The 24,221-nt window shown below is 46.9% G+C and carries 18 protein-coding genes; 14 read left to right on the top strand and 4 right to left on the bottom strand.

Going from position 1 to position 24,221, the window contains the following annotated elements; genetic code table 11:
- Positions 1–62 precede the first annotated feature (62 nt).
- From ACLWNV_RS04510 to ACLWNV_RS04550, 9 genes are all read left to right on the top strand, one after another.
- Positions 63–1,370, top strand: coding sequence for a cytochrome ubiquinol oxidase subunit I (locus ACLWNV_RS04510; RefSeq protein ID WP_413586715.1), 1,308 nt, complete (start codon positions 63–65; stop codon positions 1,368–1,370).
- Positions 1,370–2,413: a cytochrome d ubiquinol oxidase subunit II gene (locus ACLWNV_RS04515; RefSeq protein ID WP_413586717.1), complete on the top strand. Its 1,044-nt coding sequence runs from the start codon at positions 1,370–1,372 to the stop codon at positions 2,411–2,413. Before ACLWNV_RS04510 ends, ACLWNV_RS04515 begins: the two co-directional genes overlap by 1 nt.
- A gap of 91 nt (positions 2,414–2,504) precedes the next feature.
- On the top strand, positions 2,505–3,599 hold the full coding sequence (locus ACLWNV_RS04520) for a 2-methylaconitate cis-trans isomerase PrpF family protein (protein ID WP_413586718.1): 1,095 nt from the start codon (positions 2,505–2,507) through the stop codon (positions 3,597–3,599).
- 126 nt (positions 3,600–3,725) lie between these two features.
- Entirely contained in the window at positions 3,726–5,168 is a 1,443-nt protein-coding gene (locus ACLWNV_RS04525) for a lytic transglycosylase domain-containing protein (protein WP_413586719.1), read from the top strand.
- Between the two features lie 414 nt (positions 5,169–5,582).
- Positions 5,583–7,295: a methyl-accepting chemotaxis protein gene (locus tag ACLWNV_RS04530; RefSeq protein ID WP_413586720.1), complete on the top strand. Its 1,713-nt coding sequence runs from the start codon at positions 5,583–5,585 to the stop codon at positions 7,293–7,295.
- 2 nt (positions 7,296–7,297) lie between these two features.
- The gene (locus ACLWNV_RS04535; protein ID WP_413586721.1) at positions 7,298–8,125 is read left to right on the top strand and encodes a CheR family methyltransferase; all 828 of its coding nucleotides are present in this window, start codon (positions 7,298–7,300) and stop codon (positions 8,123–8,125) included.
- Positions 8,125–9,621 carry a chemotaxis protein CheW gene (locus ACLWNV_RS04540; protein ID WP_413586723.1) on the top strand — a complete coding sequence of 499 codons (1,497 nt, stop codon included), beginning with the start codon at positions 8,125–8,127 and terminating at the stop codon, positions 9,619–9,621. The genes ACLWNV_RS04535 and ACLWNV_RS04540 overlap by 1 nt, the downstream gene beginning before the upstream one ends.
- A 92-nt stretch (positions 9,622–9,713) precedes the next feature.
- On the top strand, positions 9,714–10,346 hold the full coding sequence (locus ACLWNV_RS04545; protein ID WP_413586724.1) for a nucleotidyltransferase family protein: 633 nt from the start codon (positions 9,714–9,716) through the stop codon (positions 10,344–10,346).
- A 21-nt stretch (positions 10,347–10,367) separates the two neighbouring features.
- Complete coding sequence (locus tag ACLWNV_RS04550; protein ID WP_413586725.1) at positions 10,368–10,964, top strand: hypothetical protein; 597 nt, start codon at positions 10,368–10,370, stop codon at positions 10,962–10,964.
- Between the two features lie 67 nt (positions 10,965–11,031).
- On the opposite strand, the gene ACLWNV_RS04555 is transcribed toward ACLWNV_RS04550, so the two are convergent.
- Positions 11,032–11,844 carry a BON domain-containing protein gene (locus ACLWNV_RS04555; RefSeq protein WP_413586726.1) on the bottom strand — a complete coding sequence of 271 codons (813 nt, stop codon included), beginning with the start codon at positions 11,842–11,844 and terminating at the stop codon, positions 11,032–11,034.
- A gap of 112 nt (positions 11,845–11,956) precedes the next feature.
- Entirely contained in the window at positions 11,957–13,042 is a 1,086-nt protein-coding gene (locus ACLWNV_RS04560; RefSeq protein ID WP_413586727.1) for a hypothetical protein, read from the bottom strand.
- Between the two features lie 123 nt (positions 13,043–13,165).
- On the opposite strand from ACLWNV_RS04560, the gene ACLWNV_RS04565 reads away from it, so the two are divergent.
- The gene (locus tag ACLWNV_RS04565) at positions 13,166–14,497 is read left to right on the top strand and encodes an amidohydrolase family protein (protein ID WP_413586728.1); all 1,332 of its coding nucleotides are present in this window, start codon (positions 13,166–13,168) and stop codon (positions 14,495–14,497) included.
- On the opposite strand, the gene gltS is transcribed toward ACLWNV_RS04565, so the two are convergent.
- Positions 14,481–15,662: a sodium/glutamate symporter gene (gltS, locus tag ACLWNV_RS04570; RefSeq protein ID WP_413586729.1), complete on the bottom strand. Its 1,182-nt coding sequence runs from the start codon at positions 15,660–15,662 to the stop codon at positions 14,481–14,483. The two genes, ACLWNV_RS04565 and gltS, sit on opposite strands and share 17 nt — an antisense overlap.
- Positions 15,663–15,756: 94 nt before the next feature.
- Between gltS and ACLWNV_RS04575 the strand changes: the two genes are divergently transcribed.
- The 4 genes from ACLWNV_RS04575 (at position 15,757) to ACLWNV_RS04590 (ending at position 21,037) form a co-directional block, all read left to right on the top strand.
- The gene (locus tag ACLWNV_RS04575) at positions 15,757–16,116 is read left to right on the top strand and encodes a hypothetical protein (protein ID WP_413586730.1); all 360 of its coding nucleotides are present in this window, start codon (positions 15,757–15,759) and stop codon (positions 16,114–16,116) included.
- Between the two features lie 99 nt (positions 16,117–16,215).
- Entirely contained in the window at positions 16,216–17,496 is a 1,281-nt protein-coding gene (locus tag ACLWNV_RS04580) for a TolC family protein (RefSeq protein ID WP_413586731.1), read from the top strand.
- Positions 17,496–17,894, top strand: a complete 399-nt coding sequence (locus tag ACLWNV_RS04585; protein WP_413586732.1) for a hypothetical protein — start codon at positions 17,496–17,498, stop codon at positions 17,892–17,894. The genes ACLWNV_RS04580 and ACLWNV_RS04585 overlap by 1 nt, the downstream gene beginning before the upstream one ends.
- A gap of 8 nt (positions 17,895–17,902) precedes the next feature.
- Positions 17,903–21,037: an efflux RND transporter permease subunit gene (locus tag ACLWNV_RS04590; RefSeq protein ID WP_413586733.1), complete on the top strand. Its 3,135-nt coding sequence runs from the start codon at positions 17,903–17,905 to the stop codon at positions 21,035–21,037.
- Positions 21,038–21,077: 40 nt separating this feature from the next.
- Here the strand turns inward: ACLWNV_RS04590 and ACLWNV_RS04595 are convergent, their stop codons facing one another.
- Positions 21,078–24,200 (bottom strand): efflux RND transporter permease subunit, encoded by a 3,123-nt coding sequence (locus ACLWNV_RS04595; protein WP_413586734.1) that lies wholly within the window; start codon positions 24,198–24,200, stop codon positions 21,078–21,080.
- Positions 24,201–24,221 lie beyond the last annotated feature (21 nt).

Raw genomic sequence — 24,221 nt, forward strand, 5'->3', positions numbered from 1 at the left:
TGGCAGTTTATCGGTTCATAGTCGGCGTAATTCAGCCTGCGGGTTGATAAAGGAGCGAAGATATGGACGATCTTTTAGCCGCGCGCTCGACGATGGCTTTTTCATTGGGATTTCATATTATTTTTGCTGCCATTGGCATGGTCATGCCGTTCTTCATGGCAGTCGCACATTTTCTGTATTTGAAAAAAAACCGCCAGGAGGATCTGGAGCTGACCAAGCTGTGGATGAAAGGTGTCGCAATCTTATTTGCTGTCGGTGCAGTTTCAGGAACTGTTTTATCTTTTGAGTTAGGTTTGTTGTGGCCCGGCTTTATGAAGCATGCAGGTCCCATCATTGGAATGCCGTTTTCCTGGGAGGGAAGTGCCTTCTTCCTGGAAGCGGTGGCCATCGGACTATACCTGTATGGTTGGAAGCGCATGAATCGCTGGGTTCACTGGTGCGCGGGGCTGGTGGTAGGAATCTCCGGATTCGCTTCGGGAGTATTTGTTGTGGCTGCGAATGCGTGGATGAACTCGCCTGCGGGATTTGAATGGGTGAACGGAGAAGCCATCAATATCGATCCGGTGGCGGCGATGTTCAATCGCGCCTGGCTTCATCAAACGATGCACATGCAGGTGGCGGCTATTCAGGCCGTGGGTTTTGCAGTGGCGGGGCTTCATGCTTTGCTTTTGTTGAAACGACCCCATTCTGTTTTGCATTTACGCGCCTTAAAGATCGCCATGGTGTTTGCGATTGTTTCGTCTTTGATACAACCCATGGTTGGACACTTTGCCGCGCAAAAGGTGGCAGAGTATCAGCCGGCAAAATTAGCCGCGATGGAAGCGCATTTTCATACCGAAGCCCGAGCGCCCCTTATTCTGGGTGGTATTCCTGATGCGGAAACTGGCGAAGTGCATGGCGCGATTAAAATTCCTGGCATGCTAAGTTTCCTGGCGTTTAACGACATGAATGCAACAGTCAAAGGACTGAACGATTTTCCCCGTGACGAGTGGCCGCCGGTACTTATCACTCACATCGCCTTTCAGGTGATGGTGGGACTGGGAACTTTGATGATCGGAATCGGATTGGTTTATCTGGTTGTGGTGCGAAAGCCTGTTTTGCCTTCGTGGTTTCTTAAGATTTTGGTGGCAGCAACGCCCGTGGGATTTATTGCAATCGAGGCCGGGTGGATTGTGACCGAGGTGGGACGTCAGCCCTGGATCGTGTATGGCATTATGAAAACCAAGGACGCTGTGACCCCAATGCCTGGCGTGCAATTTCATTTTTATCTATTTCTGGTTTTGTATTTCTTTTTGTCGTTCGTAACGGCGTGGTTATTCCGTCGGCAATTGCAGGTGGCGGAAAAGAATATGAGTAAGGGAGCATCGTGATGGTTGAGATTCTAATATTCTTCATTGCGGCTTCGCTTTTATTATACGTCGTGCTGGGAGGCGCTGACTACGGTGCCGGGATCGTCGAACTGACGACTCCGAAACGTTTGCAGGAAAAACAGCGCCATGTGATTAACGAAGCAATGGGGCCAGTTTGGGAAGCCAATCACATGTGGCTGATTATCGTTGTAGTTATCTTGTTCATGGGATTTCCGACGGTATTCAGTCTGGTGATGGTTCATTTGCATATTCCGATTGTGGCCTTGTTGGTGGGAATTGTGGCGCGGGGTACAGCTTTTACTTTTAGACATTATGATGCTGTTTATGATTCCAAATCGCAGAATACCTATTCCTGGATTTTTAGTTTATCCAGTGTATGGACGACTTTCTGGTTGGGAGTGGTTGCGGGCAGTCTATGGCAAGGCGATATAGATCCCACGGCCACGGGATTTTTTGAAGCCTACGTCAACCCCTGGATGGGTTGGGTTCCCATCGCCATGGGTTTCTTTATGATCAGCATTTTTTCTTTTCTGGCTTCGATCTATCTGATCGGGGAGTCAGAAAATTCCGACTTAAAGGCCCATTACCGACGCTGGGGATTCATTTTTAATACCGCCGTGGTGATTACCGGAGGTGCGGTTTTCGTGGCTGCTTATTTGGAGCAGAGCCCTTTTCTGATTTTGTTTTTAAAGAATCCATTTTCAATTGCCTGCGTAGTGATGGCGACCTTGTTCTTTTTCGTTTTGTGGAATTTGTTGCGGTTTAAACGCTCTTTATGGATTCGTTTGGCGGCGGCCGCACAGGCTGCTTTGATTTTGTTTGGTTGGTATTTCGCGATTGCTCCAGCGGCGGTGTTGACTCCGCAAGGTGCGATTTCATTTGTCGCGGCAGCGGCGCCCGAGCCGACTCTTCGCCAGCTTAGCTATGCGTTGGGTGTGGGAAGTCTGCTGATATTTCCAAGCCTCTTTTACCTTTTGAAAGTCTTTAAACTTTCAGGCAAGAGTTTGCAAAACGACTCCGCAAAGAATGATGGCATAAAGTAGAACTACGACCTTCATACATGCCCCCTATTTTCTAGCCCCCAGAGTACGCCGTTGGTTTTTGAAGACAAATAGAGTTATGATGTTTGATAACATGAAATCATACCGCGCAACGTACATGAGGGGCGGCACCAGTCGTGCCCTGATTTTTAATGAATCCGATCTTCCAGCTGACAAAAAAAGCTGGGACGCCATTTTTTTAAGCGTTCTTGGCAGTCCCGATAGTTACGGCCGACAACTTAACGGCATGGGCGGGGGAGTATCTTCTTTAAGCAAGGTTGCCATCGTGCGCCCTTCAACTCGACCGGATGCGGATGTAGATTACACTTTTGCACAGGTATCGGTCACCGAGGCGAAAGTGGATTACAAAGGGAACTGTGGCAATATCAGCTCGGCCATTGGACCCTTTGCTGTGTGGCAGGGGATGTGTAAAGTCACTGGGGATGAAGCGTGCGTGCGTATTTTTAATACCAACACTCAGAAAATCATTCATGCGTTTTTTCCTTTGAAGAATTCAGAACCAGATCTTGCGGGTGAGTTTTCGATCCCGGGTGTGGCAGGAACAGGTGCGGCGATCCGACTTGAGTTTCAAGATCCGGGTGGAGCGACCACTGGAAAGTTACTGCCTACCGGAAATTTGCGCGAGGTTCTGGAAGTTGCAGGGGTTGGCAAAATCGAAGTTTCTATGGTGGATGCCGCCAATGCCTGCGTGATCTTGCGGGCCCAGGATTTGGGATTGAAGGGGACAGAGTCGCCAACTGAACTTGATCACCAGCCGGAATTATTAGAAAAATTGGAAACCATCCGCCGTCATGCCTCGGTGGCAATGGGGATCGCAACAAGTCCCAAAGAAGCTGGCGGCTTTATCGCCATTCCCTATGTGGGTATCGTAAGTCCAGCTGTCACCGCTGATCGTGATTTTGAAATGCGCGTGATCGCAAGCGGCCAGCCACATAAAGCTCTGCCGCTGACAGTCTCACTGTGTGCGGCGGTGACTGCCTATTTGCCTGGCAGTGTAATAAATGAAATGGTCCAGGGAAAATCGCTACAGTCTGTTCGAATTGGAATGCCATCAGGGGTGTTGCAGCTGAGTGCAAAAGTCGAAAACGGAAATGGACACTGGACCGTCCATAGCGGCAGTTTCTTCAGAACCGCAAGGTTACTTTTTGTTGGAGAGGTTTTTGTCTAATTCCACAACATTCCAGTCTGGTTGTCTCATTTTTAGATTCGTCCAGTCGCAATATTCGGGGTCCAATTTTTGATGTTAGAATCAAACTGGGCCACCGGAATTTGCCTGAAAATCCGATAAGGTAATATGCGCAAACTATTAGTTCTCTCATTAGTATTCGTCACAGCATGTGCTTCCAAGCCTCGTCAGCCGGCGTCTGAACCCGTGGTTTTGACTCCGCCGCCAGAAGGCGCTTTAACTTTGGATCAAGCTCTTACTCAAGGGCAGGATTCCACTGTCGAGTACCTGCAGGCACAGGTGAAAGCCGAGCCCTTCGCTGGATTAAATTCAAAAGATCCTGCGGTTGAAATGCCCGCAGCGATTCGTGCTGAGCGTTTAAAGACGGATAACTCTGATAAAAAGCAGCAGTCTGCATTCCTTAGAAAATTCCGTGGCTGGAGCACGCAAAAAAGATTAAGTCATGGTGAGGAGCTAGTCGCTGATTTCACTTGTGATAAATCACTGGAAAGCCAGGCGATGGGTTACATGCTGGAACTGGATTTTCCAGATCAAAATGCCCGTGACGTTTCCAAAAATCTTCATGAAAAAGTTCTGGGCTGTGAAAACGTATCCAAAACGGAAAGCGTTTTCCGTTTGGCTGTATTCGCCATTCAACAAAACGAATGCCCACGCGCTGTAGAATACCTGGATAAGTATCCAGCTCCTGCAGAGCGCGGTATGCGCGACCGTCAGGCGTACCTGAAAAGCTTTTGTTCTGCTGCCGTAGACGGTAAGAATGCCAACCCACTGGGTGGTTACGGCATCTTATTGGGCACAATTCCTTCTTCTCCGACACAGTGGTACCTGGGCGCTAGCAGTGGCGATGCCGACTGGGATCGTCTTTTGGCATCACTGGTTAAGCTGACTGCAGAGGAGCGTTCCTCGACAGTGCAGTATCTTGCCAGCAAAATGAATCTGGAAAAGTTCAGAAACCTGCCTTTGCCATTCCAAACTTCGGTTTTGGTTTTGCTAAGTGCAAACGGGGCGGATCTTTCCGTATTCCAGGCCTTGCATAAATACTTGTCTGATCATCCCGAGTCGATCACCGCATCGGCGGCAAATTTGCTGTTCCCAATCCGTTACTGGAAAGAGATCGTTGAAAACAGCAAAAGTGCAGATCCAATTTTGGTGAAAGCATTGATTCGTCAGGAAAGCGCCTTTAATAAGGCGGCCCGCAGCCGTGCCCGTGCATCTGGTTTGATGCAATTGATCTACCCGACGGCAAAACACTTTGGCGTGAAAAAACCGGTTCAACTTCTAAATCCAGAAACCAACATCCATGCAGGATCCGAATTCCTGGCGCAGTTGATCTCTGATTTTGGCTCTGTGGAGCTGGCTCTCGCAGCATACAATGCAGGCCCGGGAATGGTTCGCCAGTGGCAGAAACGTTATCCAACCGAGAACATTGACCTGTTTGTTGAGATGATTCCTTATACTGAGACTCGTGAGTATGTTCGCTTGGTAAAACGCAATTACAAGATTTATCAATCCATTTTGGTGAAACCGCAGCTTTTGGGTGGAAATCCCTAAGAACAGTACGATCAAAAAATAAGATTTTAAAAACCCGGTTGAACACCGGGTTTTTCTTTTCCAGCACAGGTGAATTTGTAAATCCCAGTTTATTTTAATCTCTGTAAATAAATTTTTATATGGCGTACGGATATATCCGAAAATGTTCTTATCTGAGCTATTTGGATTACATTTTCCCGGTTTCCCTATGTGAGTATTTCAATAAATATGAATAAGTTTATAATAGAAATCACGGCGTAATAGCGGCCTATTGCAGTAGAGGGTGATTTTCATTGAATCTTTACTGAGCAAATTCGCAATCTCAAATCGGGGCCGTTTCATTACACTAATTTACTAAACATTAATACAACAGATGTTTAGTACGGAGACCCAATAACCGAAAAGTTCATCATATAAATAAGAGGAGATGCCCACATGTCAACTGCACGTCGTTTCGAAGAAGCTGTTTCTGAGATGGACGAAATCAGCGTTCTTCAGAGTGAAAGCAAAGCTTTGCACAGAGTTCAGGCAGTCATCGAGTTTAATCTTGATGGCACCATTCGCACTGCGAACGATAACTTTCTAAATGCGGTGGGGTACTCCCTTGCTGAAATTCAAAGCAAACATCACTCGATGTTTTGTGATCCTGCCTATGCTTCAAGTTTGGACTATAAGAACTTCTGGCAGAATCTGGCCAAGGGCGAGTATGCAGCGGGTGAATTTAAACGCGTTAATAAAAGCGGGAAAGAAATCTGGATTAATGCCTCTTATAATCCGGTTTTTGATAAAGACGGCAATCCTTATAAGGTGATCAAGTTTGCAACTGACATCACCAAGGCAAAAGCTATCAGCGCTGAACATGAAGGTATGATTTCAGCGATCTCGAAAGCTCAGGCGGTGATCGAGTTCAATCTTGATGGCTCAATTATTAGTGCCAATGAAAACTTCCTTAAAACTGTGGGATATAGCCTGACCGAAATTAAAGGCAAACATCACCGCATGTTCTGTGATAGCGACTACACTCGCAGTGCAGACTATGACTTCTTCTGGCAAAAGCTAAATCGTGGTGAATACGATGCTGGCCGCTACCAACGTATCGGTTCCGGCGGTCGTAAGATCTGGATTCAGGCTACTTACAATCCTATTATGGATGCCGGTGGCAAACCCTACAAAGTAGTGAAGTTCGCTTCCGATATCACGGCTCAGGTTGAAATGGAACAATCCATTAAGATCAAATCCGAAGAAGATCAAAGAAAAGTGGATCAGCTTCTTTCTGTTGTGAACCGGGCGGCTGCGGGTGACCTAAGTTCTCCGGTATCGGTTGAAGGTAACGACGCCCTTGCGCAGCTTGCAAGTGGTATTGCCACGATGATGCGCGATTTGCGTATCGTTATCGGCAAAGTGGTCGATTCCGCGGGTCAATTTGGTGACAGCTCCAAATCGATCGCTGATCAATCCAACAACGTGGCCTCAGGTGCCCATAGTTTGGGTGCGACAGTGGAAGAGATGAATGCCTCCATCGAGGAATTCACAGCCTCTATCGCTTCTATCGCTGATAATACTAAACGAGCTAATGAACTTGCTAAAGTCACTCAAGGTGAAGCCGAGGTTGGCAGTCAGTCTATCGCGAAATCCATTGAAGCGATGGAGTTGATTAACAAGTCCTCTGAAGACATCAGTGAAATCATCAAAGTTATCAGTGAGATTGCAAGTCAGACGAATCTTTTGGCCTTCAATGCCGCGATCGAAGCCGCTCGCGCGGGTGAACACGGTCTTGGCTTCTCGGTGGTAGCTGATGAGGTTCGTAAGCTTGCAGAAAGATCGTCTCAGGCGACGAAGGAAATTTCCAAACTTATCAACGAATCCGTAAAACGTGTGGAGCAGGGCAGTGCCATCTCTAAACAAGCGGGTGAGGCGTTTGGTAAGATCGTATCTGGTATCGAAAAGACCACTCAATCTATTGCCGAGGTGAACCTGGCGGCAGAAGAACAGTCCGAGTCGGCAAAAGGTATCAGCACAGCGATTCAGTACATCGCCAACGAAGCGACGAAGTCAGCTCAAGCTTCCGAGAACATTGCATCAGCAACTAAATCTCTGGTTAGCGGAGCCGATGAACTGAATAAAACTGTTTCAAGATTCGTGGTTTAATTATGTCAGAGGCGGAACGTGTGATAACTGGCCCGGCTTTGCGAAAGCTACTTAGCCTGGTCAAAAAACATACCGGTATTTTCATGGAGGAGCGAAAGCGTGAGCTGCTTATGGCGCGCATTCGTCCTCGCATGAAGGAACTGGGTTTTGCCTCCGCCGAAGAGTACATTGATCATTTGGAAAATCATAAAGATGAAATCCAAAAATTTATTAACTGTGTAACTACCAACGAAACGGTGTTCTTTAGAACGCCGTCGATCTGGGATTTCTTTGGCAAGGACTATCTGAAAGCCTGGTCACAAAAAAATCCCGACGAGATTATGCGCATCTGGTCCGCTGCCGCATCTACCGGCGAAGAATCTGCAAGTATTGGTATTTTGTGTGAGGAATTCAAGCGTGCGAATCCGCGCTTTCGCTATAGAGTTTATGCCTCTGACATCGATACTGACGTTTTGGAAGGCGCTCGCAAAGGCACCTATAAGGAACGCAGCATGGAAGATCTTCGCAAGCGATCCCCTGAAATATTTCAACGTTACTTCAAAGGCCGCGATGAATCGGTTTTGCAATTACATCCCGCAGTTCTGGGGAATATAGAATACTTCGTTCATAATCTGCATTCGCGGGGCACGCGCACCGCTTTTTTTGATGTGGTTTTTCTGCGTAATGTTTTGATTTATTTTAACGAGCAGGATCAGGAGCTAGTCCTTAAGAATATGCACGCAAGCTTAAAGCCTGAAGGCGTGTTGATTATTGGGGAGGCAGAATCTTTGGCTCGGCTGAAAACTTCGTTCGATTATACTAAACCGTTAATTTACAAGAGAGCTGCCTAATGGGGACGACAAATAAAGCGTCGGTCGCTGGAAATCTAAAGATGTTTGCCTCTTTCAAACTGGGCGATGCCGAGCTTGCTATGTCGGTGGGTCTGTTGCAGGAAGTGGTCAATGTTCCTGAGGCCATCAGTCCCGTACCGCTGGCGCCGGATTTTTTAAAAGGAATTTTCAACCTGCGTGGCACAGTCATTCCCATTGTGGATATGTCCGTCCTTTTAAATCTGCCCTCAGCGGAAAATGCGGTTGGAAAGATTGCTGTAGTGATCACCGAAGGTGTTCGCATTGGTTTGTTATTTGATTCGACCTCTGAAATATTGAATGTGCCAGCAGCAGATGTGTGTGCATTTAATGACGCCCAAGAAGGCGTGAAAGCAGTCATCAGATCGGCATTAAAGCTTAATAACGGCGCCCGACTGGTGGAAGTGATCGATCCGGTTGCTTTGCTGAAAATAGAGAATATTGCGAGCTTGCTAAGCACCTCGGCACAGAAAGACGAAAGCTCCCAGAAAAAATACACGCGTCGCCAATGTATTTCTTTTCATTCAGGCAACCGCGAGTTCGGATTAAATATCGCGGCCATCCGCGAAATCATTCGCGTGCCTGAAATCAAGCGAAGTGCAGCCCAGGTTGAAAACTGTCTTGGCGTGGTAAGTCTAAGAGGCGTTGTAATTCCGGTGCTGGATTTCCGCAAGCTTCTGCAGGTTCCTGAAAGTGAACAAGTGGATGCGGATTCCCGCAGAATCATAATTATGAAACTAAAGGACCTATACGTCGGCTATATGGTCGATGCGGTGGACAGTATCAATACTTACTTCGAGGAAAATCTGCTGCCGATTCCGATGTTTGATCAAAAGAAGATGTCTATGATGCGGGGAGTGCTGCCGGTGGCAGAAAACCGCAATGTCCTTTTATTGGCAGAAGATCATATTCTTACTGACGAAGAAATCAGCGAGTTCACTCGCGGCCACAGTGTGCTTTACTCAAAAGAAAATGCCAAAGCTTTGGAAAAAGAGGCAGCGGGCGAAAGGAATTCCTATATTTCCTTTAAGCTTGAGTACATGCTTTCCACGCGTCTTAATTCAGTGGATGAGATCGCAAACCTGACTGAAGACATGGTTAAACCTCCGGGGTATCCTGATTACGTGGTCGGCGTACAGCATATGCGGGGCGAAGTGGTAACTCTTGTGGATCTGCGCATGTACTATGGAATGAAGGTCACGGGCGACTATACGAATTCCCGCATTCTGATCGTGAAGGGTGCCCAGGGTAAAATTGGCTTGTTGGTGGATTCGGTCGAGTCCATCGATACGGTCGATGAATCCAAGAAAATCAAAATTCCAAGTCTGTTTGCCAAAGATGCTTTAACAGCTTTGCGGGGGGACATTCAGGATGTCATTGAAATGCCTGATCCCACGGGAAAGAAAAAGATCTTTATGGTTTTGGATATGTCTGAGGTCCTTCGCAAGCTGTTAAATCCCAATGGCAGTGCGGCCTAATTAGACTTTTAACACATTTCAGTTCGTAATTCGGTTTCACGGGTTCTGCTCGCTATCCTAGGCATACATTTTTTGCTTTGGGGAGCGAAGTCATGAGTATCAAGGTCAGTTTACGTGGTGCAAGTCGGGTTTCCTGTTTGTTATTAGCTGCGGGAAAGTCCTCCAGAATGAGTGGCAGAAACAAACTCTTGCTGCCTTTTGCGGGAACCTCTCTGGTTCGACGAACCGCCATGGAAGTGTTAAGTATTAATTTCGAAGAAATGATCGCCGTTACGGGACATGAAGCGGACTCGATCTCGTCTGAGCTTAAGGACTTGCCGCTTAAAGTCGTCTTAAATAAAGAATTCGAAAGCGGGATGCACAGTTCAATCCGCACTGGTCTTTCGAACCTGCGTAAATACCATGATGGTTTTTTTATCTGCCATTCAGACCAGCCTGAACTTGATTCAAAAATGCTGAAGGATATGATCCGTGTTTTCGAGGAACACGAAGGCAAAAATATCGTCTACCTTTCCTGTCAGGGGAAAACCTCCCAGCCTATTCTTATTCCGCGGGAATTTGCTCCCGAAATTCTGCAATATCCAGACGGCGATTATGGTTGCTCTTATTTATTGAATAAATACTCGCAGCGCCTGGCCCCGTTGGAGATCAAAGAAGAAATGTATCTAAGAGATCTGGATACACCGGAAGACTTGTCCCTTGTTTCATTAGCACAGCACGGTTAATCAACCTAAATAGGAGAAAAAATGAAAGCACAGTTATGTGGATTGTTGGTCGCAGCAGCTCTATTAAGTCCTCAAGCCGGTTTGGCTCAAGGGGACTCACAGCTTTACGATTCCATGCAAAGAACGGGGCCTCAAACGATGGAAGGAACCCAAGCGGTCGAAGTTGAGGCCGAAGTTATTTCCGTTAATAAGAAAACCCGTGAACTGGTTCTAAAGAACGAAGACGGCGAAAAGGTGACAGTCAAAGCACCGCCGGAAGTTAGAAACTTCAACCAAATCTCCAAGGGAGATATGCTGAAAATTCGCTATGTGGAGTCTTTGGCCGTTGAAATCAAGAAAAAAGGCACTGCTGACAACATGACGAATACGTCTTCAGAAATTGTTCGCTCTAAAGAGGGTCAAAAGCCAGGTGGTATGGTGGTAGGAACTGTTTCTGCGATTGGTACTATCATGAAAGTGGATAAACCCAAAAATGCAGTTACTGTTAAGGGACCGCAGCGTACCGTCACTTTTCATGTTCAGGATAAAAGTGTTCTTGATCAGTTGAAAAAAGGCGATCAGATTGAAGTTAAGTATACAGAAGCTTTGGCTGTGTCTATTGATTCGGTTAAACGCTAGATTACTTATCTTAAGAATTTATGAAAATAGAAAAGATGGGGAAGTAATTCCCCATCTTTTTTAGTTATTAATGACTGCTTTTTTTGCCACTTTTAGTTTCACTTTTGCTGGAACTGGAGCTTGATTCCACATCGGAATTGGATCCCATTTCACTTTGTGTCGACCAGTCGTGAGTCGCCTCTCGCTGAACGCGAATATTGTTGGTAACGTCTTTAACTGAATAAGTGCGTTCCACAAGGTCTTCAGCCAGGTGTTTCATGCGTCTATCAGACACGGTGCCTGATAAAGTCACTTCGCCCTCTTTTACTTCGACGTCAATGTCATTTGCGTCGATCTCGGCATTTCGAGTTAACATCTCGCAAATGTCCTCTTTGATGCGGTCATCGGAACGGCTGTAGGATTTAGGCCCACGACCTTCATAGGTTTTGCGCTGAGAGCGCTCGGAACGTTCAGAGCCATACGATTCCTCGCGCAGATTTCTGCGGGCACCGCCATAGGATTGGCTGCCTCGCGGGTCGCGGTCCGAATAGTTCTGAGAGCTATAATCCCGGGAATAGCTACCATAGCTTGGTGAGGAGTCAGACTCGCGGTCGGATCGATCCCGGTTCCATTCTGTATCGCGGAAGCGGTCGGCCTCATATCTTAGTTCATGGGAGTTGCCCTGGCCATAGCGCTGGCGTGTTCCGCTTTCAAAATCAAAGTCACGGCGCGGACTGGAGTTTTCCATGTTGTAGTCACGCATCGTTTCATCTTCATTTTCACTCGAGAAATTGCCTCGTCTTTGACCGGAGTCAGACCATCTGGATTCCTCGCGAGAAGAAAATGATCCGCGGGAAGAATAGGGTCTTCGATTTTCATTACGATTAGATCGGTTTTGCACTGCATGTCTCCTTGTTGTTGGAGTACTTACAATCACGCAGGTCAGGGAGAACGCCAATCCCGTTTAAGTTAATACGTTATTAATCAAAACCACCGTGAAGAAATCGCAACTGCTAAAGAGCAGTGATCTTTCGGATCCAGGGGTGTTTAAGCTTTCCGCTTCCGACATCTATACGAACCCGGCTTTTCATCGTTAGTTCTTCATAAAGATGGGAAGAAACCCGCAAATCCGTTGGCAGAATAAATTTCGATCCTGGAGAGTTGTCAGACACCTGAATATGATAGGTTATATAGTGACGCCCGGATCGTCCCCGATGCATTTGCGTATAATGACCCTCTACCGTACCTTCAATGACTGTCGACGGTGAGCGGTCTAATTGAATATTATAATCGGAGAAAAGCGCAATCCCCCCAAACGGAACCGCAAAAGCCAAAACCAAAAAGCTTTCAATAATGATGCGATGACCGCGCGAGGATTTTTTAAAAATCCAGGCAATGACTGCCACCAGGGCAAGGGCGATGACGGCACTGACAAGGATTCCGGATCTAGCGAGGGCGACGGCATTTAAGTAAACATCCTCTCGCATGCGCAGCCATTGCAAAACACTGACAAGGGCATATCCAGCAAAACCCCAAATGAGAGATTCAGTGATCAGTGTTTTCACTGCAAATAGATCAATTTCCCGCGGCTGCTTTTGCAGCTCTTCAATGTGCTTGGTTAATTGCGCAAAAAGGCTGCTGACCTTCGAGTCACTGCGAAGATCCCCGGAAAAGCGCGCCAACATCATGTTGCCACCACCTGAAATCCACAAACAACCGTTGTCAAAAAGCTGCATGATCAGGTTTCTGCACTCGGCATCGGTTTGAATTTTGCGCATGAAGTTAGTGCTGTCAGAGGCGATGTAGATGGTCGAATCAAAGGACAAATCCTGAGTTTGGATTTCTTCTGCAAAGCCCCAGTGTTTAAAGAAAATATCCAACTTTGATTCGCGTGTAAGCTTGAATGAGGTTTTACAGGGAAATGTCCGGTTCCACGTGGTCAGTTGTTGTTTGCCACGTCCTTTGGCAATGTACGAATGAAGCTCGACACCTTCATGTTGGGTGGGGGAGCTAATCATTATGTGCATTCTCATATAGCGATGCGTATAGCGCAGCAAGAATGCAGTCGTACTAAATAGAAGCTTCAAAATTATCCACATGGGTAAAGTCTATTCTGTTTTACCGCTTTCACGAAGTAAATACTGTCTTTTGAAACATTCCAGGCTAGGCAGGCCTCTCTTTCAGCGACTTCTTTTATAATCAGTCTGTCGAAAGGGGCTTCTATGCGTTCACTGTGGGTTTTGTTGGCGTGGATTGTTCTGTTGGGTGCGTGCTCTCATAAACAAAGCAGTCTGGAAGGAAACGGCGAGGGGCTGTTAATCCTTAAAGGCGTGCGTCTGATTGATGGAATGGGATCGCCAGCCCGTCCCAGCGTCAACATTGTCATTAAAGACGATCGAATCCGCTCGATTTTAGATAATCAGGAAGTATTGCCGATTCGGGCAAAAGTGTTGGAGCTTGAAGGGAAAACCGTTATTCCGGCTTTGATGTCGTCTCACGTGCATCTGGGAATGACCAAGGGCACGGACGTAGGATCAAAGCAACTCACTGAAGAGAACGATTTAAGTCAGCTGTACAAATTCGGCAAGTACGGCGTCGCTACCGTTTTGTCGTTGGGGACAGATACAGATGTGATTTATAAAATTCGCGCGGACAGTCAAAGAAATGACAGCACACTGCCGCGGGTTTTGACAGCGGGACGGGGTTTCGGTGTTGCTGATGGCGCACCTCCTTCAGCAATGGGTATCGATCAAGTGTATCGTCCGCGCACGGTTAGTGAAGCCCGGAAACAGGTGCGGGAGCTACTGGCGAAAAAGCCCGATTTCATTAAAATCTGGGTAGATGACTTTAACGGAAAAATGAAAAGGAAAATGTCGCCAGAAATTTACAAAGCGCTCATTGCTGAGGCCCATGCGCACAAGACGCCGGTTGCAGCACATGTGTATTATCTGGAAGATGCAAAGCTTTTGGTAAAGGCAGGTGTCGACGTTTTGGCGCACAGTGTGCGTGATCGCCCCGTAGACTTGGAACTGATTTCCCTGATGAAGACCAAAAACACCGCCTACGTTCCTACTTTGTCCGTGGATGAGTCGCAGTTTATCTATCAGAAAAAGCATGAATGGATGGATTCTGATTTTTTCAAAGGAGCATTGGATTCTGGAGTGATGCAGTGGTTGCAAGATTCTTATGAAGCAAAACCGGGAGCATCTGAGGAATTAAAAATAGCCCAGCAGAATGTGATGTCGTTATTTAAATCCGGAATCGTGATTGGCTTGGGAACTGATTCTGGCGCAAACCTTGCGCGCATTCAGGGTTTTACTGAACACCGTGAAATGCAGCTGTTGGTGGATGCGGGGCTTGAACCTGAAGAGGTGATTCGCATTGCGACAGTCAACAACGCCAATATTTTGGGACTTACCAAAGATTATGCGGGAGTTCAGGTGGGGATGAAGGCGAATCTTATTGTATTGGATGCGGATCCCATGGATGACATCCGCAATACTCAGAAAATAAACTTGGTTTTTATCAACGGCCGTTCTATTGAAAGACGTTGAGGCAGAAGGTGATGACTGCCGCATTAATGAAATCAATAAAGCAGGAGCCGACCAGAGGTACCACTAAAAATGCTTTTGGTGCGGGTCCATATTTTTGACTCAAGGACTGCATATTGGCCATCGCATTGGCAGTGGTTCCCATCATGAAACCCGTATATCCCGCGCTGATCACGGCGCCTTCATAGTCCCGGCCCGTTGTCCAAAATGCCGGGCCTAGGGCAGTTAATGCCACGATGATTGTTTGAATCAGAAGGAAAACCAGAATCGGAAGGGCTGCGTTTTTTAGCTCTTCAAGACGTAAACTCATAATGGCCATGGCAATAAATAGTGTCAGGGCGACGCTGCCGATTTCTTCGATCCAATCGGGTTTGATGTTAAATACATTAGTAATGTCTTCAATGTTTCTAAAGACCGCTGCGACTATCATGGAGCCTATGTAGATAGGCAGTGTAATTCCCAATGCGACAATTCCGGAAGTAACTACCGTTCCCAAACCCATAATCAAGCACAGTGCCAACACGTGAAGTAAAAGATCACGACCTGGAAATGATTTTAAGAAATGAGAGTCGTCAACTTGCACATGGGATCGTTTGGCGTGATCTGTCTTGGTTTTTCTATGAATCAGAAAAGTTGCCAATGGTGCTCCGATCAAACCTCCCAGTAAGATTCCACCCATCGCGGAAGTAATACCGATCACCGAAGCATTCTCGACACCTGCAGCCTCGAATGAGGGTGCAAATGCCAAAGCTGTTCCCGGTCCACCAGTCAATGAAACCGGTCCTGTTAAAACCCCCAACAAAGGATGCAGACCCATCATTTTTGCGGCACCAATTCCTGCGAATACCTGCAGTATCAATCCGCCAATGGACAAAAGCAGAAAGTATACCACCAGACGGCCGCCCTGCTTCAAAAGACGAAAGGATGCTGCGTAACCAACCGAGGCAAAGAAAGCAATCATAAGTGGTGTTTCAAAGGATTTATCAAACTCCAGCGACAAGACTCCGTGAGACTTCAAAAATGAAATGACGATCGCAACCAACACTCCGCCAATCACCGGGGAGGGTAAGTTGTACTTATCAATAAAAGTAAACTTTGATTTTAAAAATCGTCCCAAATAGACAACAAGAGCGGCGAAGGCAACGGTTTGAATGGATGTGAAGTTCATTTAATCAGGGTAGACGTTGCGATTGCAGGTGTCTAGGGTGCGTTGCGATAACTTGGGGGTTTACAAGGGGAACCAAAAATCATAGATTGAAATCATGGTACGCTCCATCGTCATTCAAATTATGATTGTTATTAGCCTCTTCAGTATTTGGAGTGTGGGCTTTGCATCTCAATTTGATGATTGCTGTGTTTCATCTTTGGACTTGCAGATGTCCTCCTCCAACGCAGAGGAGTCTCATCAAGCCAGCTCCTACGTCGATGAGCACGGTGGTGGAGATTGTGCGGCTCGCTGCACAGATTGTACGATCTGTCAGGCCCAGTGCAATCAGCATGGTCTTATAAGTATCGTCTTTAATAGAATCGGTTTTGAATTTAATCAGGTGCACGGAATTTCTTTTTATCCGGCACATCCTGATGCTCCGTTAAGTGTGCTAAAACAGCCACCGCGAGTATAGTTATTTTTCTGGTCCTGGCGGCCACGTTCATACAAATCAAAAATAAAAATAGTTTTCCATTCTGGCATTTTGTTTGTCAGATAATCCGGAGTATTTTCAATGAAAATCAGCTTACGATTTTTTCTTGCTTCATTGTTTTTTGCGTTGGGAGTGGCAAGCAATGCTTTTGCTCATGACGAAGGCAAAGAGGCCGGACATCATCAACATGGGACTCACGAAGAATGCCCAATTCCCAAAAGCGCCATGGATATTTTAAACTGTGTGCGCGAAAACCATCCAAAGATTCGCGCCGCAGTATTGCAGGAGAAATACTCCCAATCCGTGCAATCCAGAGAAAGTCAGATTCCAAATCCAAACCTAAATTTTGAATCAGTTTCTGGTGATATGGCCGGAGTTTCCCGTAAAGAAACCAAGGTGTCCCTGATGCAACCGCTGCAACTCGGTGGTCAGCGCGGTGCCCGCGTTGAAATCGCCGAGGCCCAAAGCGAGCGCAGTCGGGCAGAGCTGGAAGAAGTTCGCGCCAACGTACTGATTGAAACGGTCGTAAATTTGTACCGGCTTAATCAGTTAAAGCTGCAATCAGAAAGTGCTGAAAGAACTATTCAAGCCTATGAAAGCAGTATCTCCTCTCTAAAGCGTCGGGCGGCTTTGTCACCGGAACAAAAAGTATCGTTGTCAGTATTCCAAATGGCTTTGGCAGAAACCCGTCTGCGTGTGCTTTCAATCAGTGAAGAGCGCCGGGCTTTAAGTCTTTATTTTCATCGCGCTACAGGCAATTCCTACGATGAAATTAAAAATGCTCTGCCGACAGTTTATAAATGGCCGAAACTTTCTGAGTCTGCCAAGTCGATGTCCCCCGCGCGAGCTTTGGTTTTGGCTGAAAATCGCACAGCACAGGCGGAGTTAAAATTTGCCCAGGCAGAATCCTGGCCCGTACTGGAAATCGGCCCCATGTGGCAAATGGAAGAAGAGGGCAGTGAAAAGGCCAACCTTTTTGGTCTGCAACTTAGTATGCCCCTTCCGATTTTTAATGTGAACGGTGGAGGCAGAAAATTGGCGCGAGTGGCGGTCGATAATTCCAATGAATTAGTCAAAATCCTGGAACGCAACGAAGCCCACGAGCGTGAAGAGATTCTGCACAACTACGAAGACAGTCTTAAGGCACTTCAAGCAAGCCCGCAGTTCGCAGATATTGATCAGGAAAATCGCAAAAATCAAAAGTTGGCAGCCAGTGGTTTGATTCCGGTCAGCTTAATCATCGAAGCGCAACGCTCTAATGCGGAGCTTCTGAATACGCTACAAGATCGCGAGCTAAAAACCCTGCATGCCCTTTGGACCATTTATAAGTTAGACGGTCGTATTTTGACGGAGAGTTTATAATGAAGAATTCGCTTAAACTATCAGCGTTCGTGCTTGCGTTGGGATTAGCAGTTCAAGTTCAGGCCGATGAAAATCACCATCATGAAGAAAAGACTCTTAAAATTTCTGCGGAAGCTCAGAAGCATCTGGGTATAGAGTTTGCGAAAGTCAGTGGAAAATCCCCGTGGACTTTGTCGCGAACTGCTTTGGTGCAAATAAAAGATGCCAATGGTGTTTATAAAAAACACGAAGATGCCATCGAGTTCATCGACGTGCAAATTCTAAAGACCGATAAGGATTCGATTTCGGTTCGCGCGGAAGGGCTGGAAGCAGATGATGAAGTGGCTGTGAAAGGCACTAAATTCATTCGCATTATGGAATCGGAATTGAATTCTGAACCCGCAGGGCATGGACACTAGGAATATTTATGATTTCAAAAATTATTCGATTATCTATATCTCATCGTTTGTTGATTTTTCTTTTTACTGCCGTGATGGCCGTGTTCGGCTGGTATTCGTTTACCAAACTTCCGATTGATGCCGTCCCTGATATCACTAATACGCAGGTTCAGGTCAATACGCAGATCGAAGCCTTGGGACCGGAAGAGATTGAGCGCATGGTCACTCGCCCGGTTGAAACTGCTCTGAATGGAATTCCGGGAGTAACAGAAGTACGCTCATTAACACGCTTTGGGCTTTCGCAAGTCACCGTAGTCTTTGAAGATCGCACAGATATTTATCGTGCGCGCCAGTGGGTTTCTGAACGCTTACAAAGTGTCACGGAAAAGCTTCCCAAAGGTGCAAAAGTAGAAATGGGCCCGGTCACTTCGGGTTTGGGTGAGATCTATCACTATGTTGTCGAGGCCGACACCGTTGCTAAAGGAGAAGAGCGCACTAAGCAGCTTATGGAATTGCGCGCGATTCAGGATTGGTACGTAAAGCCGCGACTTTTAAATGTCAAAGGTGTGGCCGAAGTAAACTCCATTGGTGGTTTTGAAAAACAGATCATCATTTCCCCAAATCCGGGCAAAATGACAGCTTATGGTATTCACTTTGATGACTTTAAAAATGCCTTTGAGGGAATCAACCAAAACGTGGGTGGTGGATACGTAGAACAAACCGGTGATCAGTTTTTGATTCAGGGAATTGGTGTTTTCAAATCTTTGGGCGATATCGAAGATGTCACGGTAAAAACCCTGGAAAGTGGCCGGGTGATCTCGGTACGTGATGTCGCCACTGTGGGGCTGGGAAAAGAGCTTCGCACTGGTGCCTCCTTACACAATGGTCGTGAAGTCGTTGTGGGTACGGTATTAATGCTTTTGGGTGAAAACAGTCGCACGGTCGCAATTCGTGTGTCAGAGCAAATGGAGCAGATTAAAAAGAATCTGCCTGAAGGTTATAAAATCGAAGTCGTCTATAACCGCTCCGAGCTTGTGAATGCGACGTTGAACACGGTTGAGCACAATCTTTTAATGGGTGCCTTCCTGGTTATTCTGGTGCTGTTTGTGCTGGTGGGTAATATTCGTGCCGCGCTGATCACTGCGATTGTTATTCCGCTGGCTTTGTTATTCACATTCATTCTAATGCGTCGATTTGGCATTTCGGGAAATCTGGTTTCTTTAGGTGCTTTGGATTTCGGTATTATTGTCGACGGGGCGGTGATCGTATTGGATAACTGCGTTCGCCACGTTCACGAAAAGACTTCTACGCTAAAGCGAACTCTGACTCCCTCAGAACTTGATGAAACCATCCATGAAGCTACGACGGAAATTCGCACCTCTGCGGGCTTTGGGGAGCTGGTGGTGGTGGCAGTCTTTTTGCCGGTCTTTGCTTTTGTTGGCATCGAAGGCAAAATGTTTATTCCCATGGCGGCGACTTTTATTTTTGCCATCGTGGGTGCTCTGATCTTGTCATTCACCTTTGTGCCAGCCATGGCAAGTCTGCTGTTAAAAGGGCATGTGGCAGATAAAGAACCTTGGATTATGCGTAAGCTTTATTCATGGTATGAACCCGCTTTGGAGTGGAGCTTAAAAGCCCGTCGTCTGATCATCGCTGCCGCCGTTCTAACAGTTATTTTGGGTGGAGTGCTGTTTTCACGCTTGGGTGGGGAGTTCTTACCACAGCTCAATGAAGGATCCATTGCCTTGCAATTTATTCGTCCGGTTTCGGTGGGAATTTCTCACTCGATTGCACTGGAAGAAAGATCCCATGAAGTCTTGCAGTCGTTTTCGGAAATCAAAGATGTGTTCGCGCGTATCGGAACCGCTGAAATTTCCATGGACCCGATGGGACCGAATATCTCTGATACCTATGTGATGCTAAAACCTCGTAAAGAGTGGCCATTGATCAACGGCAAAAAACGCAGCAAAGAGGAGCTGGTCGCAGCTATTCAAAAAGAGTTGCAGGAGAAAACTCCAGGACAGACCGTTTTAGCCAGTCAGCCGATTCAATTGCGATTTAACGAATTGATGGAAGGCACACGGGCAGATGTATCGTTAAAAATTTTTGGTGATGATCAGGAGATTTTACAACAAAAAGCCCGGGAAATTTCTGAAGTTCTGGAAAAGATCGAAGGAGCCGGCGACGTGGAACTGGAAGGCAAAGGCATGGTCAATGTTCTTGAGGTGAAACCGGATCGCGGTGCCTTAAGAAAGCTGGGTCTTTCGTCAGCCGAGGTCATGCAAACTGTAAGCTTGGCGATGGGTGGTGAAACCTTAGGGGTGTTTTACGAAGGTGCCCGACAAGTGCCTTTGGTTTTGCGTCTGGATGAGGAGCATCGTCAGGATTTAAATTCAATTAAGAATCTTCCTGTTGGTGTGGGAACGAATCTGACGAAACCTTTGCACACGGTGGCCGATATCGGATTTAAAGAATCATACAGTTCGTTTAGCCGTGAGCAAACGCAAAGACGTCTGGCAATTCTGATTAATCCCCGAGGCCGCGATACCGAGAGCTTCGTGAATGAAGCGCGTATCAGGGTCGCAGAAAGCGTGCAGTTGCCAACGGGATATTACCTGCAATGGGGCGGGAACTTTAAGAATCTTCAGGAAGCAAAATCCCGGCTAACTTTGCTGGGACCTCTGGCTTTGCTTTTGGTGGTGCTGATGATCTTTGCCGCTTTCCGAAATTGGGTGGAAACGGCTTTGATATTTATTTGTGTTCCTCTGGCTTTGATTGGTGGGGTCCTGGGACTGCTGATTGCGGGATTGCCGTTTAGTATTTCGGCTGGCGTCGGCTTTATCGCTCTGTGCGGAATTGCGGTGTTAAACGGTGTAGTTCTGGTCAGCTACTTTAATGAACTTCGCAAGAAAGGCGAGCAGGGGGTGGCCTTGGTTAAAAAAGGTGCTTCGCTTCGCCTGCGCCCGGTTCTGATGACGGCTTTGGTGGACATCTTTGGATTTCTGCCAATGGCGCTTTCAACTGGAATGGGAGCAGAAGTGCAAAAGCCTTTGGCGTCAGTCATTATCGGCGGAATCTTAAGTTCAACGCTTTTGACGTTGATTGTTCTACCGGTACTTTATCGGGCGGCAGAAGAAAAGCAGTGGATTAAAAGCAGAGAGTAAAAAAAAGGGACCGTGAGGTCCCTTTTTTCGTCATTTACTGCTAAATCTCTGAAGGATCGTGGCCGAAGATACCGTGGTACTTCTTCATAAACCAGATCGAGAATCTTTCCACGTACAGATGCAACGCCGGAATCACATAAAGTGTTAACAGTGTGGAACTGATCGTACCACCGATAACAACGATACCCAAGCTTGTACGGCCTTTGGAGGCTTCATTCAGACCGATCGCAACCGGAATCATCCCGGCGATCAACGCCAAGCTTGTCATGATGATCGGACGAAGACGGGTGAAGCCCGCATGGATCAAAGCTTCTTTAAGCTCTTTGCCTTCTTTTTGTTGCTCTAAAGTCGAGTCGATCAAAAGAATCGAGTTCTTCGTCGCAAGACCCATCAACATCACGCAACCGATCATCGAGAACAAGTCAAAGCTCGAACGCATGATGAACAAGCTATAGAACGCTCCGCAGGCAGCCAGTGGGATTACCGACATGATCGTAACCGGAGTGATGAAAGATCCGTACAAGCTTGCCAGAACCAGGTAAATGAACATCACACCCAGGCCCATGGAGACCAGGATGTTTTGCATAAGCTCGGCGAAACGTTCGGCTTCACCCACGAAGCTGAAAGTCACACCCGCAGGCGGTTTCAGTTCATTTTTAGTCAAAGCATTAAGTTCGGCCATGACACCGCCCAAACCTTTTCCACCAGGCGCAATGTCGGCAGAGATCTGGATATAACGGTTGCGGTTTTCACGCAAAATCACCGCAGGTCCTTTCGCTGCTTTCATTTCCGCCACATTTGAAAGAGGAACCAGGCGGTTGTTCAAGTTCGGAACTTTCAAATTATCGTACTCTTGGCGCAAGTCACGTTGATCCGGTTTCAAACGAACACGAACGTCATAGTTTACACCGTTTTCACGGTAAATCGCAGGCGTCATACCTTCGATCAAAGTACGGAGCTCAACCCCGATACCTGTCAAAGTGACACCCGAAGCTTTCGCGATATCGGTTTTCATTTTAACCTGGAACTCCGGCTTACCCGCACGGTACGAAGTATCCGGCTGGGACAAGCTTGGATTTTTCTTAAGCACTTCCAGAACTTTGTTGGAGTACTCGATAAGCGCATTCATATCCTGACCGACGATATTCAAGTTGAATTGACGGCTGTTTTGCTGACCAGGATTGTCTGTCACGATGATATTGTATTTTTGCTGAATGTCCTTGAACTCATTACGAAGAGCATCCTTCATCGCCGTCGTATTTTTCTTACGCTGCTTCGATGGCACTAAGCGAATGAACAAGTTCCCTTTGTGGGCTTCCGCATTGGAAGAACCAATCAATGTTAGTACGTTTTCGATTTCCGGGAATTTCTGAACTTTTTCTTCCAGAATTTTTGCCACGTCATCAGTACCGTCCAAGCTCGCCCCTGGAGGCAACTCGAACATCACAAAGAATTCCCCGTTATCCTGCGCAGGCAGGAACGTGAACGGAACCATTTTTGCGACACCGATGGACAAGAAGAAGATCAATACGGAAGCACCGATGGTTTTAAGCGGATTCGCCAATGACCATTTCAATGTCGTTACGTATTTTTCCTCCAGGCGGGACTGGAAGCGGTCGAAAGATTTCAACGCCGCTTTATTCCACTTACCGAATTTGGAAGTCGGCTCTGCGTGGGAGTGCGCTCCCGCCACATAAGCAGAAAGGGCAGGGGCCACGAATAGACCGTCAAACAGGGATACGATCATCGCAAAACAGATCGTCAAACCGAACTGTTTAAAGAACTGACCCACGATACCTTCAAGGTTACCGATAGGACCGAAAACCGCAAGAATCGTCAAAGTGGTCGCGATAACTGCCAGTGTTACTTCCTGAGTGCCGACAACCGCGGCTTTTTTGGGAGACATGCCGGCTTCAAGTTTACGGAAAATATTTTCCCGCACAACGATGGCGTCATCCACCAAAAGGCCCACCACCAAAGACATCGCAAGCAAGCTCATGATATTGATGGAAAAGCCAAAGATACCCATCATGATACAAGCTCCCAACAGGGAGTTCGGCAGGGCGAAGCCCGTGATCAAAGTGGATTTCATACTTCCCAAGAAGAAGTAAACCACGATAACCGTCAACAAAACCCCAAAGAAGATGGATTCGTAAACGTCAAAAACGTTGTCACGAATCTTTTTACTGGTGTCCTGAGTGATCTTCATTTGGGCATCAATGTTTTGGTCTTTAAGCTGTTGGTTGATTTTATCAACCTTCACACGGATATCATCCGCCACTTTTACAGAGTTCGCGCCAGACTGACGGTAAACTGCAAAGTTGATGGACTTCTTACCATTCAAACGGGAGCGCGTCGTTTCATCCTGAAGTGTATCGTCAACTTTAGCCAAAGTTCCGATAGTCACCGGATGATAAACGTCTGCCAAACGCAGAACGGTATTTCCGATATCTGCCAGGGATTGGTATTGGGCGATGGTACGGAAGGAATACTGAGTGTTGCCTTCATCAATTTTACCCGCTGGAACGTTTCGTCCGCCAGATTGTAACGCGTTTGAAACGCTGGTCGCTGAAACGTCAGCAGAGTTCAAACGGTTGTAGTCCATGCTCACGTGAATTTCACGTTTGCGACCACCCAGGATCTCGACCTGACCGACTTGGAAAACCTGTTCAAATTGCGGGGAGATCACTTCTTTGGCCAAGTCATACAGTTTGCCGTCTTCCATTTGGGACAACAAAGTGATGTACATGATGGGCGCATCAGAAGGGGAGACCTTACGAATAACGGGCTGATCGATGTCGTCTGGTAACTCACGCAAAACGTTTTGAACTTTCGCGCGGACTTCTTGTTCCGCAAAGTTCAGATTAGTTTTAAGAGTGAACTCAACCATCACAACAGAAACGGATTCCATATTTTGAGAAGAAACCTTTTGCACACCGGAAATGGTGGCAAGTTCATCTTCCAAAATTTTGGAAACTTCAGTTTCAATTTCCTGAGGGCCGGCACCCGCGTAGGTGGTTTGTACAACCACGGTCGGGAAGGTGACATCGGGATACAAATCAATGGGAAGTTTCTTTAAGGAAATCATCCCCAATGTAAGCATCAGGATAACAATGGATAGGATAAATACGGGCTGACGAACGGATAATAATGCTGGTGACATAATGGGCGGAAACTATCAGTT

The organism is Bdellovibrio sp. HCB274 (assembly GCF_047306075.1).
GTDB lineage: Bacteria > Bdellovibrionota > Bdellovibrionia > Bdellovibrionales > Bdellovibrionaceae > Bdellovibrio.

What these genes read in the sequence shown, in the direction of transcription:
- ACLWNV_RS04510 (WP_413586715.1), top strand. Translation starts at nt 63, where the DNA reads ATGGACGATCTTTTAGCCGCGCGCTCGACGATGGCTTTTTCATTGGGA.
- ACLWNV_RS04515 (WP_413586717.1), top strand. Translation starts at nt 1,370, where the DNA reads ATGGTTGAGATTCTAATATTCTTCATTGCGGCTTCGCTTTTATTATAC.
- ACLWNV_RS04520 (WP_413586718.1), top strand. Translation starts at nt 2,505, where the DNA reads ATGAAATCATACCGCGCAACGTACATGAGGGGCGGCACCAGTCGTGCC.
- ACLWNV_RS04525 (WP_413586719.1), top strand. Translation starts at nt 3,726, where the DNA reads ATGCGCAAACTATTAGTTCTCTCATTAGTATTCGTCACAGCATGTGCT.
- ACLWNV_RS04530 (WP_413586720.1), top strand. Translation starts at nt 5,583, where the DNA reads ATGTCAACTGCACGTCGTTTCGAAGAAGCTGTTTCTGAGATGGACGAA.
- ACLWNV_RS04535 (WP_413586721.1), top strand. Translation starts at nt 7,298, where the DNA reads ATGTCAGAGGCGGAACGTGTGATAACTGGCCCGGCTTTGCGAAAGCTA.
- ACLWNV_RS04540 (WP_413586723.1), top strand. Translation starts at nt 8,125, where the DNA reads ATGGGGACGACAAATAAAGCGTCGGTCGCTGGAAATCTAAAGATGTTT.
- ACLWNV_RS04545 (WP_413586724.1), top strand. Translation starts at nt 9,714, where the DNA reads ATGAGTATCAAGGTCAGTTTACGTGGTGCAAGTCGGGTTTCCTGTTTG.
- ACLWNV_RS04550 (WP_413586725.1), top strand. Translation starts at nt 10,368, where the DNA reads ATGAAAGCACAGTTATGTGGATTGTTGGTCGCAGCAGCTCTATTAAGT.
- ACLWNV_RS04560 (WP_413586727.1), bottom strand. Translation starts at nt 13,042, where the DNA reads ATGTGGATAATTTTGAAGCTTCTATTTAGTACGACTGCATTCTTGCTG.
- ACLWNV_RS04565 (WP_413586728.1), top strand. Translation starts at nt 13,166, where the DNA reads ATGCGTTCACTGTGGGTTTTGTTGGCGTGGATTGTTCTGTTGGGTGCG.
- gltS (WP_413586729.1), bottom strand. Translation starts at nt 15,662, where the DNA reads ATGAACTTCACATCCATTCAAACCGTTGCCTTCGCCGCTCTTGTTGTC.
- ACLWNV_RS04575 (WP_413586730.1), top strand. Translation starts at nt 15,757, where the DNA reads ATGGTACGCTCCATCGTCATTCAAATTATGATTGTTATTAGCCTCTTC.
- ACLWNV_RS04580 (WP_413586731.1), top strand. Translation starts at nt 16,216, where the DNA reads ATGAAAATCAGCTTACGATTTTTTCTTGCTTCATTGTTTTTTGCGTTG.
- ACLWNV_RS04585 (WP_413586732.1), top strand. Translation starts at nt 17,496, where the DNA reads ATGAAGAATTCGCTTAAACTATCAGCGTTCGTGCTTGCGTTGGGATTA.
- ACLWNV_RS04590 (WP_413586733.1), top strand. Translation starts at nt 17,903, where the DNA reads ATGATTTCAAAAATTATTCGATTATCTATATCTCATCGTTTGTTGATT.
- ACLWNV_RS04595 (WP_413586734.1), bottom strand. Translation starts at nt 24,200, where the DNA reads ATGTCACCAGCATTATTATCCGTTCGTCAGCCCGTATTTATCCTATCC.